The organism is Variovorax sp. Soil_C_17, assembly GCF_057657265.1.
In genome coordinates this window covers 1,061,451-1,078,486 of the sequence record NZ_JBDGIT010000002.1, presented here as the reverse complement: position 1 = coordinate 1,078,486, position 17,036 = coordinate 1,061,451, and the positions used below count along the sequence as shown (strand labels likewise).

The 17,036-nt window shown below is 71.4% G+C and carries 11 protein-coding genes; 6 read left to right on the top strand and 5 right to left on the bottom strand.

Annotation, left to right across the window (positions count from 1 at the left end; translation table 11 throughout):
• Positions 1 to 119: 119 nt before the first annotated feature.
• The 4 genes from AC3A6Y_RS13570 to AC3A6Y_RS13555 form a co-directional block, all read right to left on the bottom strand.
• Complete coding sequence (locus tag AC3A6Y_RS13570; protein ID WP_487868740.1) at positions 120 to 962, bottom strand: LytR/AlgR family response regulator transcription factor; 843 nt, start codon at positions 960 to 962, stop codon at positions 120 to 122.
• Complete coding sequence (locus tag AC3A6Y_RS13565) at positions 959 to 2,032, bottom strand: sensor histidine kinase (protein ID WP_487868739.1); 1,074 nt, start codon at positions 2,030 to 2,032, stop codon at positions 959 to 961. Before AC3A6Y_RS13565 ends, AC3A6Y_RS13570 begins: the two co-directional genes overlap by 4 nt.
• Entirely contained in the window at positions 2,029 to 2,319 is a 291-nt protein-coding gene (locus tag AC3A6Y_RS13560; RefSeq protein WP_487868738.1) for a 2TM domain-containing protein, read from the bottom strand. Before AC3A6Y_RS13560 ends, AC3A6Y_RS13565 begins: the two co-directional genes overlap by 4 nt.
• Before the next feature lie 64 nt (positions 2,320 to 2,383).
• Positions 2,384 to 2,911 carry a DUF6622 family protein gene (locus AC3A6Y_RS13555; RefSeq protein ID WP_487868737.1) on the bottom strand — a complete coding sequence of 176 codons (528 nt, stop codon included), beginning with the start codon at positions 2,909 to 2,911 and terminating at the stop codon, positions 2,384 to 2,386.
• 231 nt (positions 2,912 to 3,142) lie between these two features.
• On the opposite strand from AC3A6Y_RS13555, the gene AC3A6Y_RS13550 reads away from it, so the two are divergent.
• From AC3A6Y_RS13550 to AC3A6Y_RS13535, 4 genes are all read left to right on the top strand, one after another.
• On the top strand, positions 3,143 to 4,429 hold the full coding sequence (locus AC3A6Y_RS13550; protein ID WP_487868736.1) for an efflux RND transporter periplasmic adaptor subunit: 1,287 nt from the start codon (positions 3,143 to 3,145) through the stop codon (positions 4,427 to 4,429).
• Positions 4,430 to 4,442: 13 nt separating this feature from the next.
• Entirely contained in the window at positions 4,443 to 7,637 is a 3,195-nt protein-coding gene (locus AC3A6Y_RS13545; RefSeq protein WP_487868735.1) for an efflux RND transporter permease subunit, read from the top strand.
• A gap of 66 nt (positions 7,638 to 7,703) precedes the next feature.
• Entirely contained in the window at positions 7,704 to 11,015 is a 3,312-nt protein-coding gene (locus AC3A6Y_RS13540; RefSeq protein ID WP_487868734.1) for an efflux RND transporter permease subunit, read from the top strand.
• A gap of 32 nt (positions 11,016 to 11,047) precedes the next feature.
• A complete protein-coding gene (locus AC3A6Y_RS13535; protein ID WP_487868733.1) occupies positions 11,048 to 12,496 on the top strand; it encodes an efflux transporter outer membrane subunit in 1,449 nt (482 codons plus the stop codon).
• A 66-nt stretch (positions 12,497 to 12,562) separates the two neighbouring features.
• Here AC3A6Y_RS13535 and AC3A6Y_RS13530 read toward each other — a convergent pair whose 3' ends face one another.
• Positions 12,563 to 14,833 (bottom strand): glycoside hydrolase family 3 N-terminal domain-containing protein, encoded by a 2,271-nt coding sequence (locus tag AC3A6Y_RS13530; RefSeq protein ID WP_487868732.1) that lies wholly within the window; start codon positions 14,831 to 14,833, stop codon positions 12,563 to 12,565.
• 78 nt (positions 14,834 to 14,911) lie between these two features.
• On the opposite strand from AC3A6Y_RS13530, the gene AC3A6Y_RS13525 reads away from it, so the two are divergent.
• Together AC3A6Y_RS13525 and AC3A6Y_RS13520 are read left to right on the top strand one after the other, a co-directional pair.
• Positions 14,912 to 16,387, top strand: coding sequence for a sensor histidine kinase (locus AC3A6Y_RS13525; protein WP_487868731.1), 1,476 nt, complete (start codon positions 14,912 to 14,914; stop codon positions 16,385 to 16,387).
• Positions 16,384 to 17,010: a response regulator transcription factor gene (locus tag AC3A6Y_RS13520; RefSeq protein WP_487868730.1), complete on the top strand. Its 627-nt coding sequence runs from the start codon at positions 16,384 to 16,386 to the stop codon at positions 17,008 to 17,010. The genes AC3A6Y_RS13525 and AC3A6Y_RS13520 overlap by 4 nt, the downstream gene beginning before the upstream one ends.
• Positions 17,011 to 17,036: the final 26 nt, after the last annotated feature.

Sequence of the window (17,036 nt, the reverse complement as noted above, 5' to 3'; positions counted from 1 at the left end):
TGAAAAAACCGGCCCTGGGCCGGTTTTTTCATGCCGGGCCGCCCCCAACATGAAAAACGCGCCTTCGGGACGCAGCGACCCCACGACGTGGAGGAGTGGGGGCCATCCTTCACGGGCGTCTACATCGCCTTGAAGAGGTGGGCGTAGAGGCGGCTGACCGGAATTTTCTCGGTCCGCCCGCGCAGCGTGAGCTGCTGCTTGCCCGCCTCGTCGCGGTGCACCGATTCGATGGCGTCGCTGCGCACCACCGTGGCGCGATGCACCTGCCAGAACACGCCCGCGTCGAGCTGCGGCAGCAGTTGCTTGAGGGGGGTGCGGATCAGGTACTCGCGGGTGGCGGTGAGCACGCGCACGTACTTGTCGGCGGCCTCGAAATACAGGACCTCGTCGATGGGCACCATGCGCACCGTGCTGCCTGCACTGCCGGCCTCGCTGGCGGCGATCAGCTTGAGCGGTGCCGCGCTGCCGGCGCCCGAAAGGCCCCCGGCGCCGCCGGCCGCGGCCAGCACCTGGCGCCACTGCGCGAGCGTGCCCGCCAGCGCATCCTCGGCGTTGAACGCGGCGCCGTTGCGTTGCGGCTCCAACGCCTGCTGCAGCCGCGCGATGGTGCGCCGCAGCCGCTCCGGCTGCACCGGCTTGAGCACATAGTCGATGGCCTGGGCATCGAAGGCCCGGGCTGCGTATTCGTCGTAGGCCGTCACGAAGACCAGCTGGGGCATCGGCGCCTCGTCGGCCGGCCAGGCATCGGCCAGCTCGGCGGCAGCGGCCAGGCCGTCCTGGCCCGGCATGCGGATGTCGAAGAACAGCACCTGCGGCAGCAACTGCAGCGCCGCGCGCACCGCACTGCGGCCGTCGGCCACGGTGGCGAGCACTTCGAGCTCGGGCCAGGCGGCGGCGAGCTCGGCGCGCAGGGCCTGGGCCAGCAGGGGTTCGTCTTCGGCGATGAGGGCGGTGGTCTTCATTCGGACAAGGGGAGTTGGAGGGTGGCGCAGGTGCCGCCGGCCGGGCCCGCCGTGAGCCGCAGGCCGTCCTGCTCGCCGTAGGCGGTGGCGAGGCGTTCCCGCACCTGCGACAGGCCGAAGCCGCCGTCGGGCCGCGGCGTGCTGCCCGGCGGGTCGATGGCGAGGCCGACGCCGGTGTCGCACACCTCGAGCACCAGGCGCCGGCCTTCGCGCCGCGCGCCGATTGCGATCTCGCCGCCGTCGACCTTCGGCTCCAGTCCGTGGCGGATCGCGTTCTCCACCAGCGGCTGCAGCAGCAGCGGCGGCACCGGCACCTCGCGCAGATCGTCGGGCAGCTCGAGCCGGTAAGCGAGCCGCGGCCCCATGCGCACGGACATCAGCTCCAGGTAGTCGCCCAGCCGCTGGAACTCGGCCGCAAGCGGATGCGCGAGCGCGCGCGAGCCGCTCAGGGTCACGCGCAGGTAGCTGTTGAGACGGTCGAGCATGGCCACGGCGCGCGGCGGGTCGGTGGCGATCAGCACGCGCAGGTTGGCCAGCGTGTTGAACAGCATGTGCGGCTCGAGCTGGGTCTCCAGCAGCTTGAGGCGCGCATCGGCGGCGTCGCGCTGGGCCAGCGCGATCTCGCCTTCGAGGTACTTGCTCTTGCCGAGGCTGTAATAGAAGTAGCAGATGACGACGCCGGCCACCACGGTGATCAGCACCGTGGAGGCGAGCTTGTCCCGCGAGAAGCTCAAGAATTCGAGCAGGGGCTTGCCGGTCCAGGCGTCGCCGATCACGTTGCCCCCGAGGAAGCCCGCCGCGATGCCCACGATGACCAGCGCCACGCCGCGCCAGCCCTGCGGCCAGGGCTTGGCCGCGCGGCCCGCCAGCACCAGCCGGCCGAGGTCGATCACCAGCCAGCAGATGAGCCCGATCGAGAGCGAATAGACGAACTGGGGCGCCCAGGCGCCACGGCCCGAGACCGACAGCCCCACCGCGATGACGCAGCAGAAGCCGGCGGTCGAGATGCCGTGGCGCAGCACGTGCCGGAGGTTGTGCGGCGAGAAGTTGCGCGACAGGGTGTCGCTCACCCGCGGTCTCCGCCGCGCAGTGCCTTGCGCTCGCGTTCGAGCAGCCGGTCGTAGAAGTTGCCGCCCGGCGCGACGAAGAACACCACCGCGCCATGGATCAGCAGCCCCAGGCCCCAGCCGAGCAGCGGGTACATGGCCCAGTTCTGCCCGCGGGAGCTCGCCAGGATCACGAGGAACAGGTTGACCAGCACGTAGACGCTGGCATGGATGTACCAGCCCATCTTGGCGCCGGCACGGCGGCGGGCGAGGCGTTCGGTGCGGTGGTCGGAGGAAAGGGCGTCGTTCATGGTGAGACCTCTTGAAACGATGATGGATTCTTGCGGAAGAAAGGGGCTGCGTCGCGCTTGCTGTTCAGACACCGGCCGCCGGCAGGGCTTCGCGGTCCTCGCGGATGGCCAGCTTCCACAGGCGCAGCGACCGCGCCGCGAAGATGCCGCTGAAGGCGCCGTAGAGCGTGCCGATGCCCAGGGCGAAGCCTTCGTGGCGCGCCAGCTCCGGATGCATCGCGAGCAGCACGCCGACCGCGTACTTGGTGAAGAAGATGCCCATGAACAGCGCCAGCGGCACCGCGCTGCCCGGCAGGTGGAAGCTGCGGCTCGCCGCGTCGAAGCGCGCGGCGACCGGCAGCGGCCAGCGCTGCACCGTCAGCAGCAGCAGCGTGGCCGCGGCGGCCCAGCCGAACAGTGCGAGCGGCGAGTCGCCGAAGGCGGAAAGCATGCCGTAGAAGGACAGCCCGGTCATGGCGATCGGCAACAGCGTCACGCGGGTCAGGCTCACGCTGCCGGCGAGCAGTTGTTTGGCGCCCATCCACACGAGCAGCGCGAAGAGGGCGAACACCCAGCGCGGGGTGTGGGTCAGGATCTGGGCCAGCATCTGCATGTTGTTTCTCCTTGAAGGGTGGTCCGAAGCGTCGATGGGCGGACTGTGCCGGCCGGCCCGCGGCCCCGCCACGCGCTTGCGACGAGCTGCAGCCGGCCGGCGCGAGTTGCAATCCGCTGTCGCCGGACGCAAAGGTCAACGTCTGCTTTACCGGGGCTTTACGGTCCGTAAGAACTGGGCGCTACGATTCGGCGCTCCACTACGGGCTGCCTGCGAACTGCCCTGTTGCCGATGTCTTTCCCCGCCCCCGAGCCCGCTGCCACCGACCCCCTCGCCGAGCCGCCCGCGCCGCGGCCGCCGTCGCGCCGGCGGCGCTGGCTGGGCAGCCTGGCCGCGCTGTTGCTCGTGCTCGCCCTGGGCGGGGGGGCGTGGTATCTCATCAAGCGCTCGGGCGAGCCGGTGGGCGGCCGCGGCGGCTCCGGCCCACCCGGCTCCACCGTCGGCCACGCGGTGGCGCGCCGGGCCGAGCTGCCCGTGACCATCGATGCGCTGGGCACCGTGACGCCGCTGGCCACCATCACCCTGAAGCCGCAGGTCGGCGGGGTGCTCACCGAGGTGCTCTACACCGAGGGCCAGACGGTGACCAAGGGCCAGTTGCTGGCCCGCATCGACCCGCGCCCCTACGAGCAGGCGCTGATGCAGGCCCAGGGCACGCGCGTGCGCGACGAGGCCCAGCTCGAGGCCGCGCGCGTGACGCTGGCGCGCTACCGCACGCTGCTGACCCAGGACTCCATCGCCCGCCAGGATGTCGACACCCAGGCCGCGCTGGTCAAGCAGCTCGAAGGCACGGTGATCACCGACCGCGCCGCCGAGGCCGCGGCCAGGCTCAACGTCGAATACACGCGCATCACCGCGCCGGTGGCCGGGAAGATCGGCCTGCGCACCGTCGACCCCGGCAACACGGTTGCGGCCAACGCGAGCACGGGCATCGCGGTGATCACCCAGATGACCCCCATCGACGTGCAGTTCGCCGTGCCGCAAGACCGCCTGCCCGACATCCAGGCCCAGCTCGCCAAGGGCGTGGCGCTGCCGGTCAAGGCGATGGACCGCACGCGCAGCACCACGCTGGACACCGGCGGCTTCTCCACGCTCGACAACGTGGTCGACACCAGCACCGGCACCGTCAAGGGCAAGGCGCGCTTCGACAACGCGCAGACCACGCTGTTCCCCAGCCAGTTCGTCAACGTGCAGATGACGCTGCGCACCCTCAGCGCGATCGTGGTGCCGGTGACCGCGGTCCGCACCGGGCCTACCGGCAGCTACGTCTACGTGATCAACGAGGACCGCACGGTCACGATGCGCCCGGTCAAGCGGGGCGAATCGACGGTCGAGCTGGCAGCGATCACCGAGGGCCTGGAGCCCGGCGAGAAGGTGGTGACCGAGGGCGGCGACCGCCTCAAGGACGGCGCGCAGGTGCTCCTGCAGGGCGACAAGCCGGCCGCGGGTCCGCGCCAGGGCGCCTCGGGCCCGCGCGGACCGCGCGGCGAGGGCCGCCGCCGGCAAGCGCCGCCGCAGTGAAGGAGCGACGCCGATGAGCCCATCGCGCCCCTTCATCGAGCGGCCGGTGGCGACCGCGCTGCTGATGCTCGCGATCGTGCTCGCGGGCCTGGTGGGCTTCCGCTTCCTGCCGCTGGCGGCCCTGCCGCAGGTGGACTACCCGACCATCCAGGTGCAGACCCTCTACCCGGGCGCCAGCCCCGAGGTGATGAGCCGCACCGTCACCGCGCCGCTGGAGCGCCAGTTCGGCCAGATGGCGGGGCTGGACCGCATGAGCACGGTGAGCTCGAACGGCGTCTCCATCGTCACTCTGCAGTTCGCGCTCGATCAGACGCTCGACGTGGCCGAGCAGCAGGTGCAGGCCGCGATCAACGCCGGCGGCTCGCTGCTGCCGGCCGACCTGCCGGCGCCGCCGGTCTATGCCAAGGTCAACCCGGCCGATGCGCCCATCCTCACGCTCGCCGTGAGCTCCAGCACCATGCCGCTGACCGAGGTGCAGAACCTGGTCAACACGCGGCTCGCGCAGAAGATCAGCCAGGTGGCCGGCGTGGGGCTGGTGTCGCTGTCGGGCGGCCAGCGTCCGGCGGTGCGCATCCAGGCCGACACCAACGCGCTGGCCGCGGTGGGCATCGGCCTGGACACGCTGCGCACGGCCATCGCCGCGGCCAATGCCAACAGCGCCAAGGGCAGCTTCGACGGGCCGCAGCGCGCCTACACGATCAATGCCAACGACCAGCTGGTCGCTGCGGCCGACTACAAGAACCTGATCGTCGCGTGGAAGAACGGCGCGCCGGTGCGCATGAGCGACGTCGCGCGGGTGGTCGATGGCGCGGAGAACACCCAGCTGGGCGCCTGGGCGGCTGCGCGTGCCGAGTCGAGGGACGAGCCGGGCGCCGCAACCCGCGCCGAGTTGTACCCGGCGATCATCCTCAACGTGCAGCGCCAGCCCGGCGCCAATGTCATCGGCACCGTCGACGCCATCAAGAAGCAGCTGCCCGAGCTCGAAGCCTCGCTGCCCGGCGCGCTCAAGGTCGAGGTGCTGAGCGACCGCACCACCGGCATCCGCGCCTCGGTGCGTCACGTGCAGCTCGAGCTCGGGCTGGCCGTGGTGCTGGTGGTGCTGGTGATCTTCCTGTTCCTGCACAGCGTGCGCGCCACCGTGATCGCCAGCGTCGCGGTGCCGATCTCGCTGATCGGCACGCTGGGCATCATGTACCTGCTGGGCTACAGCCTCAACAACCTGAGCCTGATGGCGCTGACCATCGCCACCGGCTTCGTGGTGGACGACGCGATCGTCATGATCGAGAACATCGCCCGCTATCTGGAGGAGGGCGACCCGCCCTTCAAGGCCGCGCTCAAGGGGGCGACCCAGATCGGCTTCACCATCATCTCGCTGACGGTGTCGCTGGTGGCGGTGCTGATCCCGCTGCTCTTCATGGGCGACGTGGTGGGGCGGCTGTTCCGCGAGTTCGCGGTCACGCTGGCGATCACCATCCTGATCTCCGCCGTGGTCTCGCTGACGCTCGTGCCGATGATGTCGGCACGCTGGCTCACTGGACTACCTTCGCCTTCGCCTTCGGCTTCGGTTTTCGCCTCGGGAGCGGCCCAGCGGCTCAAGCCCCAGGCGGAGGAGGGCGGCCGCTTCGGTGCGCGCGTGCAGCACTTCTTCGAACGCGTGATCGCGCGCTACGACCGCCAGCTGCAATGGGTGCTGCGCCACCAGCCGGCGACGCTGGTGGTGGCGGCGCTGACGCTGGCGCTGACGGTGCTGCTCTACGTCGCCATCCCCAAGGGCCTGTTCCCCACGCAGGACACCGGACAGCTGCAGGCGCGCATCGAGGCGGCGCAGGACGTGTCCTTCGTGCGCATGGCCGAGCTGCAGAAGGCCGCGGCCGAGGCCATCCTGGCCGACCCCGACGTGCGCAGCCTCAGCTCGGTGGTGGGCGTGGACGCGGCCAACAACACCGCGCTCAACACCGGCCGCATGCTGATCAACCTGCGCTCGGACCGCGACGACCCCGCGAGCGTGATGCAGCGGCTGCGCGAGCGGGTGCGCGCGGTGCCGGGCGTGACGCTCTACCTGCAGCCCACGCAGGACCTGACCATCGACGCCGAGACCGGCCCGACCGAGTTCCGCGTCGCGCTCGAGGGCGTGGACACCACCGTGGTGAACGACTGGGCGAACAAGCTGGTCGAGCGGCTGCGCAGCACGCCGCAGGTGCGCAACGCCACCACCGATGCCGGCGCGCAGGGCCTGGCCGCCTACGTGGACATCGACCGCAACACCGCATCGCGCCTCTCGGTCACGGCCAGCTCGGTCGACGACGCGCTCTACAGCGCCTTCGGCCAGCGCATCGTCTCCACCATCTTCACCGAGACCAACCAGTACCGCGTGATCCTGGAGGCGCAGCGCGAGGCGCTGGCGTCGCCGCAGGGGCTGGGCAACCTGCAACTGCGCACCGGCGCGGGCGCGCCGACGCCGCTGTCGGCGCTGGCCACCGTGCGCGAGCAGCTGGCGCCCTTGCAGGTCACGCGCGTGGCGCAGTACCCGGCCGCCACGGTCGGCTTCGACACCGCGCCCGGCGTGGCGCTGGGCAAGTCGGTCTCGGCGATCCGCGCGGCGGCCAAGGAGATCGGCCTGCCCGCAAGCGTGCGGCTGAACTTCCTGGGCGCGGCCGGGGCCTACGAGAAGTCGCTGACCAACCAGCTGTGGCTGATCCTGGCGGCCGTGGTGTGCGTGTACATCGTGCTGGGCGTGCTCTACGAGAGCTACATCCATCCGCTGACCATCCTGTCCACGCTGCCTTCGGCCGGCGTCGGCGCGCTGCTGGCGCTGATGGTGACGGGCAACGACCTCGGGGTGATCGGCATCATCGGCATCATCCTGCTGATCGGCATCGTGAAGAAGAACGCGATCATGATGATCGACTTCGCGATCGACGCCGAGCGCAACGAAGGCAAGTCGCCGCAGGAGGCGATCCACCAGGCGGCGCTGCTGCGCTTCAGGCCGATCTTGATGACGACGCTGGCGGCGCTGTTCGCGGCGCTGCCCTTGATGCTCGGTTGGGGCGAGGGCGCCGAGCTGCGGCGGCCGCTGGGCCTCGCGATCTTCGGCGGGCTCGTGGTGAGCCAGGTGCTGACGCTGTTCACCACGCCGGTGATCTACCTGGCCTTCGATCGGATGGGGCGCAGGTTCGGGGGCAAGCGTGAAGAGCCACATGCCGCCTGAGCGAACGCTGCCGGTGGGGCTCCTTCTCCCGCTTGCGGGAGCGGGCTGGGGCGAGGGTGCGGGCCCATGAACCTCTCCCGCCCCTTCGTCGAGCGTCCCATCGCCACGGTCCTGCTGACCATCGGCATCGCCCTGGCCGGCATCGTCGCCTTCTTCGTGCTGCCGGTCTCGCCGCTGCCGCAGGTCGACTACCCCACCATCTCGGTCCAGGCCAGCCTGGCAGGCGCCAGCCCCAGCACCATGGCCTCCAGCGTGGCCACGCCGCTGGAGCGGCGGCTGGGCATCATCCCGGGCGTCAACGAGCTGACCTCGACCAGCTCCAACGGCTCGGCGCGCATCACGCTGCAGTTCGACCTCAAGCGCAACATCGACAGCGCAGCGCGCGAGGTGCAGGCCGCCATCAACGCCGCCCGTGCCGACCTGCCCGCCACGCTGCGCAGCAACCCGACCTACCGCAAGCGCAACCCGGCCTCCGCGCCGGTGATGATCCTCGCGCTCACCTCCAGGACGCGCACGCCGGGCCAGATCTACGAGGCGGTGTCCAACATCGTGAGCCAGCGCCTGTCGCAGGTCGAGGGCGTGGGCGAGGTCGAGATCGGCGGCGGCTCGTTGCCGGCGGTGCGGGTGGAGCTGGAACCCTTCTCGCTCAACCGCATGGGCATCAGCAGCGAGGACGTGCGTGCCGCCATCCAGGCCAACAATGCCAACCGGCCCAAGGGCGCCATCGAGAGCGGCGACCGCCGCCTGCAGATCTACACCCCCGCGCCGGGCCGCCGTGCCGGCGACTACCGCGACCTGGTGATCGCCTGGCGCAACGACGCGCCCGTGCGCCTGGGCGACGTGGCGCGGGTGATCGACAGCGTCGAGAACACCCGCACCCTGGGCCTGTTCAACGGCGAGCCCGCTGTGGTGGTGCTGGTCACGCAGGAGCCGGGCGCCAACATCATCGAGACCGTCGACGGCGTTCGCGACCTGATGCCCGAGCTGCGCGCGCAGCTGCCGCAGGACATCGACATCCAGGTCGCCCTGGACCGCACCAACTCCATCCGCGCCTCGCTGCGCGAGATCGAGACCACGCTGATGATCTCGATCGTGCTGGTGGTGCTGGTGGTGGGCCTGTTCCTGCGCAAGGCGCGCGCCACCATCATCCCCGCGGTGGCGACCGTGGTCTCGCTGCTCGGCACCTTCGGCGTGATGCATCTGCTGGGCTTCAGCCTCAACAACCTGAGCCTGATGGCACTCACGGTGGCCACCGGCTTCGTGGTCGACGACGCGATCGTGGTGCTGGAGAACACCGCGCGCCATGTCGAGGCCGGCATGAACCGCATCGAGGCCGCGCTGCGCGGTGCGCGCGAGGTGGGCTTCACGGTGCTGTCGATCAGCCTGTCGCTGGTGGCGGTGTTCATCCCGCTGCTGTTCATGGGCGGGCAGGTGGGCCGGCTGTTCCGCGAGTTCGCGGTCACGCTCTCGGCCTCGGTGCTGATCTCGCTGGTGATCTCGCTCACCACCACGCCCATGCTCTGCGCCATGCTGCTGCGCAGCGAAGCGGAGGAGGGGCCGCGCAGGAAGCACGGGCGCGTGCGCAGCTGGCTGGGCCGGGGCTTCGAGGGCGCCTGGCGGTGGACGCTGCGCGTCTACGCTCACAGCCTGGACTGGGCGCTCGCCAGCAAGGCCGTGGTGATGATGGTGCTGCTGGCCGTGATCGGACTCAACGTCTACCTCTTCAACGCGATTCCCAAGGGCTACTTCCCGCAGCAGGACAACGGCCAGCTCAACGCCGGCATCCGCGCCGACCAGAGCATTTCCTCCGCCGCCGTCGCCGACAAGCTGCGCCAGGCGGTGGACATCATCCGCAAGGACCCCGCGGTGGCCACGGTGGTCGGCTTCTCGGGCGGCGGCCGCGCGGGCGGCGGCTTCATGTTCGTCAACCTGAAGCCGCTCGCGCAGCGCACCGAGAAGACGCAAGTGGTCATCGACCGCCTGCGGCCGCAGCTCAGCCAGCTGACCGGCCTGCGCGTGTTCCTGTTCCCGGTGCAGGACCTGCGCATGGGCGGGCGTTCCAGCAACTCCAGCTACCAGTACACCCTCAAGGCCGACAACCTGGAGGACCTGCGCAAGTGGACCGCCAAGCTCGCCGACCGCCTGCGCCAGGAGACCACGCTGACGGACATCGACAGCGACGACGCGGCCAACGGCGTCGAGACCTTCGTCGAGGTGGACCGCGATGCCGCGGCGCGCCTGGGCGTCACCTCGAGCGCGGTCGACAACGCGCTCTACAACGCCTATGGCCAGCGCTCGGTGGCCACCATCTACGACGAGCTCAACCAGTACTCGGTGATCATGGAGTGGGCGCCGCGCTTCCAGCGCGCGCCGATCGTGCTGAAGGACCTCTACGTGCCCTCGACCCTGAGCACCGTCACCACCGCGAGCGGCGCGAGCACCGTCAGCTCGCTGCAGGCCAGCACCGACGCGACGACCGGCACCTCGACCACCACCTCGGCCAACCCGGCCTCGCGCACTTCCTCCGCGGGGCAGCAGATCGCGACCACCGCAACGCCCATGGTGCCGCTCGCCGCCTTCTCCAAGCTCAGCGAGCGCGCGGTGCCGAGCTCGATCGACCACCAGGACACCGAGCTCGCGAGCACCATCTCCTTCAGCCTGGCCGAGGGCGTGAGCATCGCCGACGCGCGCCGCGTCGTGGCCCAGGCCGAGGCCGACATCGCCATGCCGATCAACGTGCGCGGCAGCTTTCAGGGCACCGCGCTGGCGGCGCAACAGTCGCAGGCGCAGCAGCTGTTCCTGATCTTCGCGGCGATCGTCGTGATCTACATCGTGCTGGGCGTGCTCTACGAGAGCCTGGTGCATCCGGTCACGGTACTGACCACGCTGCCCTCGGCCGGCGTGGGCGCGGTGCTGGCGCTGCTGCTGTTTCGCATGGAGTTCTCGATCATTGCGCTGATCGGCGTGTTCCTGCTGATCGGCATCGTCAAGAAGAACGCGATCTTGATCATTGACTTCGCGCTCGAGGCCGAGCGCGCGCGCGGGCTGAGCGCGGTGGAGGCGGTGCGCGAGGCCTGCCTGCTGCGCTTCCGGCCCATCCTGATGACCACGCTGGCCGCCGCGCTGGGCGCCTTGCCGCTGGCCATCGGCTTCGGCGAGGGCGCCGAGCTGCGCCAGCCGCTGGGCGTGGCCATCATCGGCGGGTTGATCGCCAGCCAGCTGCTGACCCTGTTGACCACGCCGGTGGTCTACGTGCTGCTCGACAAGGTGCGCCGCCGCCCGGCCAACGAGAAGTACCTGAGCCGCGAGGCGACCGACCCCTCGCTCGTCCCCGACCCCTCTCCGACTCCCTCTCCCTCCGGGAAAGGGCTGGGGTGAGGGCGCCGACCCTCGATGACCTCGCAACGCCCATGATCGCTTCGAATTTTTCGCTCGACCGACCCGCACGCTGCGCTGCCGCCGTCGCCTTCGCTCTGGCCCTGAGCGCCTGCGCCATCGGCCCGACCTACGAGCAGCCTTCCACTGCCACGCCCTCCGCCTGGAAGGAAGCGCCCGCCGCCGAAGGCTGGCTGCCGGCCGCCCCCGCCGACGCCCTGGACCGCGGCGAATGGTGGAAGCTCTTCGGCGATCCGGCGCTCGACGAACTGGCCGCGCGCGTGCAGATTTCCAACCAGAGCATCGCCGCCGCAGTGGCCAGCTACGCGCAGGCCCAGGCGGTGGTGCGCGAGCAGCGCGCGGCGCTGTTCCCGACCGTGTCGGCCAGCGGCAGCGCCACCCGCTCCGGTGCGCGCAACACCTCGCCCGGCACCGCCGCCGGCGCGGCGCTGCGGGCCGACTGGGCGCCCGACGTCTGGGGCCGGCTGCGTCAGGCGGTGGGCGGCGCCCAGGCCAGCGCCCAGGCCAGCGAGGCCGACCTGGCCGCCGCACGCCTGTCGGCGGTGGGCGAGCTCGCGGTCAACTACTTCTCGCTGCGCGAGGCCGATGCCGAACTGCGGCTGCTGGAGGTCACGCTGGAGGGCTACCAGCGCAGCCTGGCGATCGCGCGCAACCGCTACAACGCCGGCATCGCCGCCCAGACCGACGTGCTGCAGGCGCAGACGCTCTACGTCAACACCCAGGCCGAGCGCCTGGCGCTGAAGCGCAACCGCGACACGCTGGAGCACGCGATCGCGGTGCTGGTCGGCGCGGCGCCGGCCGAGTTCAGCCTGCCCGCGGCAGACTGGAAACCCACCGTGCCCGGCATTCCCGCCGGCCTGCCTTCGACGCTGCTGCAGCGCCGGCCCGACATCGCCGCGTCCGAGCGCGCGGTGGCGGCGGCCAATGCGCAGATCGGGATCGCCCGGACCGCCTACTTCCCGAGCTTCAGCCTGAACGGCGCGCTCAGCAGCAATGCGAGCCGGGTGGGCGATCTGTTCAACGCCTCGAACACGCTGTGGTCGCTGGGCCTGTCGGTGGCGCAGACGGTGTTCGATGCCGGCGCCATCGCGGCGCAGGTCGACCAGGCCAAGGCGGCGCACGAGGCTGCGGTGGCGCGCTATCGCCAGACCGTGCTCGCGGCCTTCCAGGACGTCGAGGACCAGCTCACCGCAGGCGCGAGCCTGGCGCAGCAGGAAGGGCTGCGGCGCGAGGCCTCGGCGGCGGCGGACCTGAGCGAGCAGCAGTTCCTCAATCGCTACCGGCAGGGGCAGGTGAGCTATACCGACGTGGTGACGGCGCAGGTGTCGGCGCTGAATGCGCGGCGCACGGTGCTGCAGGTGCAGGTGAGCCGGCAGAGCGCGGCGGTGGCGTTGATCCAGGGCTTGGGCGGGGGATGGCAGGCGGAGTGGATGGCGACGCCGACGTCGCGCACCGGCTCCTGATTGCGCTCTTCCCTCCTGGGATGGTGGGACCGGGGCACCGGCCGTATCCCGAACAAGGGCTCGGGCCTAGTCCGGCACCAGCGTCATGCTGGTTTTCAGCCCGCCCGTGGCCGAGGGCCCGATCCACAGGTCGAACTGGCCCGGCTCCACCGTCGGCGTCATGGACTGCCCGACGAACATCAGGTCGGCCCGCGTGAGCGTGAACTCGACCGTGGCCGACTGGCCCGCGGGGATGCGCAGCTTGCGGAAGCCCTTGAGCTCGCGCACCGGCCGCGTGATGCTGGCCGCGCGGTTGCCGATGTAGAGCTGGGCCACCTCCTCGGCATCGCGCTGGCCGGTGTTGGTGATGCGCGCGCGCACGGTGGTCTTGCCGTTCCAGTCCATGCGCGCGGGGCTGATTTCGACCGCGTCGTAGCGCACCCTGGCATAGCCCAGACCTTGGCCGAAGGCGAAGGCCGGGTCGTTGCTCGCGTCCAGGTAGCGCGCCTTGTAGACGGTGGCCGGCGCATCGGCGAGCTGCGGGCGGCCGGTGCGCTTGTGGGCGTAGTAGTAGGGCACCTGGCCGGGCGTCTGCGGAAAGCTCACCGGCAGCCGGCCCGAGGGATTGACGTCGCCGAACAGCACGTCGCTGATGGCCGGCCCGGTCTCGGAGCCGAGAAACCAGGTGACCAGGATGGCGCGCGCATCGCGCACCGCGCCGCGCAGCGCCAGGGCGCGGCCGTTGCGCAGCAGCACCACCACCGGCTTGCCGGTGGCGGCGACGGCCTCGGCCAGCGCCTGCTGCGCCTGCGGAATCTCGATGTCGCTGCGCGAGCGGGCTTCGCCGGACATCTGCTCGTTCTCGCCGATGGACAGCAGCACCACGTCGGCTTCGCGCGCGGCCGCCACCGCCGCCTCGATGCCGCCGGGGATGGACGTCTCCACGTTGGCGCCGCGCACCACCGTGAGCAGCTCGGGCGAGGCGAGCGACTGCCGGATCGCCTGCTCGATGCCCGTGGGCGGCTGCTGGCCGGGAAAGATGCGCCAGGGACCGAACAGGTCCTCGGCACCGGCGAAAGGGCCGATCAGCGCGATGCGCTTGCCCGACTTCGGCAAGGGCAGCACTTCGTCGTCGTTGCGCAGCATGACGATCGAGCGGCCCGCCGCCTCGCGCGCGAGCACCTGGTGCGCGGCGGCATCGAAGCGCGGGCCCGGCCTGTCCTCGAGGCCGCGGAAGGGATGGTCGAAGAGCCCGAGCCGCTGCTTGATCCGCAGCACGCGCCGCACTGCGTCGTCGAGCCGCGACATCGGCACCTCGCCATCGGCGATCAGGCCGGGCAGGTACTTCATGTACAGGCCGCTCTGCATGCTGACGTCGGTGCCGGCCATGAAGGCGCGCTTGGCTGCCTCGCGCCCGTCGGCCGCGAAGCCATGGGCGATCAGCTCCTCGTCGGCGGTGTAGTCCGAGACCACGAAGCCCTGGAAGCCCCACTCCTCGCGCAGCACGCCGGTCAGCAGCGCGCGGTTGGCGTTGGAGGGAATGCCGCCGATCTCGTTGAAGGCGCTCATGATCGACAGTGCGCCGGCGTCGATGGCGGCGCGAAAGGGCGGCAGGTAGACCTCGCGCAGCGTGCGCTCCGAGAGGTCGACCGCGTTGTAGTCCAGCCCGCCCTCGGCCGCGCCGTAGCCGGCGAAGTGCTTGGGCGTGGCCAGCATCGCGTCGGCGCGGCCGAGCTCGGGGCCCTGGAAGCCGCGCACGCGCGCGGCCGCGAACTGCCGGCCCAGGAAGACGTCCTCGCCCGCGCCCTCGATGCCGCGGCCCCAGCGCGCGTCGCGAGCGATGTCAACCATGGGCGCGAAGGTCCATCGGAAGCCGTCGGCCGTGGCCTCCACCGCGGAGGCATGCGCCGTGCGCTCGGCCAGCGCCGGCTCCCAGCTCGCGGCCTCGGCCAGCGGCACCGGGAACACGGTGCGAAAGCCGTGGATGATGTCGGCGCCGAAGATGAGCGGGATGCCCAGGCGCGATTCCTTCACCGCCGCCTGCTGGGCGCGGCGCTTGCCTTCGAGGCCCTCGTTGTTGAAGAGGCCGGTCACGCGGCCGGCGCGGATCTGCGCCAGCTGCTCCTCCTCGCTCTGGCGCGCGCCCTGCGGGTTGGCCACCGTGTCGACGGCGGCAGGGGCATAGAGACTCAACTGGCCCACCTTCTCCTCCACCGTCATGCGCGCGATCAGCGACTCGATGCGCGCCAGCGACACCGGTTCGAGCCCGCCGGGTGACGGGCGGGTGGCGCAGGCGCTGAGGAGGGAGAGGAGAAGAAGGACGAGGGCGAGGCGGAAGGATCTGCTGCGAACGCTCATCGGCGCCATTGTGGCGTGCCCCGCCAATACACCCCCGCTTGCGTCGGGCATCGCAGCCGGCACGGCACAATCCGCGCCATGAGGCAATGGTGGCGCACGCAGGCTGGCTGGTGGCTCGCAGGGCTGCTGCTCGCCGGCGCCGGTGCGGCCTGGATCGCGCGCGCCGAGCTGGCGCGGCTGCACGAGGAGTTCGAGGTCAACGGCCGCATCGCGCACCGGCTCATGAGCCAGCAGGCGGTGCAGTACGAAGCGGTGCTGGCCACGCTGGCGCTGCTGGCGCCGGCGCCCGATGCCGGGCGGCCGGAGCAGCGGCTGCCGTCGGTCTACCCCTCGATCCTCGGCGTCGAGCGCCGCGAGGGTGGCGCGGCCTGGTCCGATCCCGCGCTCGCCGCTGCGGAGGCGAAGTCGCGCGAGCTCCGGCGCCCGGAGTTCGCGAGCCAGGACCTGGCCAAGGGCCGCTATCGGCTGGTGATCGGCGCCACGCCCGCCAGCTATGCGCTGGACATCGACCTTGCCGGCACCGTGCCTTCGCGCGACTGGCCGATGGACCCCAAGACCAGCCCGGTGCGCGTGGTGCTGGAGCGGGCGGGACAGCAGTTCGTGGTGCAGCCCGGGCGGCCGGCGACGCCGCAGGGCTGGGCCTTTTCCTTTCGCAAGGCGCTGGCCTCGGACAGCCAGCCCTTCGATTTGGTGGCCGAGCGCCACGTGTCCTGGGGCGAGCTGCCGTGGGCCTGGATGCTGGCATGGGCCGGCGCCATGGGCGCGGTGCTGTGGGGCGTCCGCGCGCTGCAGCGCCAGCGCGTCGAGCGCCGGCGCGCCGAGGAACTGCTGCGGCTGGGCCAGGTCGCGCGGCTCAATGCCCTGGGCGAGCTCGCGGCGGGCATGGCGCACGAGCTCAACCAGCCGCTGACGGCGGTGCTGGCCAACACCCAGGCGGCACGCCGGCTGCTCGACGAGCATCCGCCCGAGCTCGCGACCGCGCGCGGCGCGATGCAGCAGGCGGCCGAGCAGGCGCGCCGTGCGGCCGACGTCGTGGGGCGCCTGCGCCGCGTGATCGAGCGCCCCGGCCAGGCCGGCGCCGCCAGGCCGGTGCCGCTGCAGGATGCGGTGCGCAGCGCGCTGCACCTGCTGGCGCCGGAGTTCGACCGGCGCGCCATCGCGCCGGTGCTCGAAGGCGCGCAGCAGGCGCCGGTGAGCGTGCAGGCCGAGCCCGTGGCGCTGGAGCAGATCGTCCACAACCTGCTGATGAACGCGCTGCAGGCGCTCGACGAGCTGCCCGCCGGCGAGCGGCAGCTGCGGCTCGCGGTCGAGCGCCAGGGCACTCAGGGCGTGCTGCGCGTGAGCGACAACGGCCGCGGCATCGCCCCCGAGCTGCTGGCGCGCATCTTCGAGCCCTTCTTCAGCACGCGCGAAGGCGGCCTGGGCCTGGGCCTGAGCCTGTGCGAGACGCTGGCCGGCGCGATGGGCGGGACGCTGGCTGCCGAGCCGGAGCTGCCGCGCGGCGCGCGCTTCACGCTGCGGCTGCCGCTGGCGATGCAGGAATGCCAGACATGACGAACGAGCCGCAGTCGCCGCTGGTCCACCTGATCGACGACGACCAGGCGGTGCGCGAGAGCCTGGCCCTGCTGATCGGCACGGTGGGCCTGCGCACCCAGGGCTGGGCGGACCCGCAGGCCTTCATCGCGGGCTTCGACCGCAGCGGCATCGGCGCCATCGTGCTCGACGTGCGCATGCCGGGCATCAGCGGGCTGGCGGTGCTCGACACGCTGGTGGCGCAGGGCGTGGACCAGCCGGTGATCATGCTGACCGGCCACGGCACGGTGGAGATGTGCCGGCGCGCTTTCAAGGCCGGCGCGGCGGAGTTCCTCGAGAAGCCGGTCGACGACGAGCAACTGCTCGAGGCCCTGCAACAGGCCGTGCGCCAGCATGTGCGCTCGCGCGAGCGGGCCCAGGCCGACCAGGCGGCGCGCGAGCGGCATGCGCAGCTCTCCGAGCGCGAGCGCGAGGTGCTGCGATTCATCGTCGAGGGGCTGACGAACAAGGAGATCGCGCGCACGCTGGCGCTCTCGCCGCGCACGGTGGAGACCCACCGCGCCAACCTGTTCGCCAAGCTGGGCTGCGAATCGCTGGCGCAGCTGATCCGGCGCTACGCCACGCTGGCCGGCGACGCTCCGTAGTTCTACGCAGGACCGGCGTAGCCGTA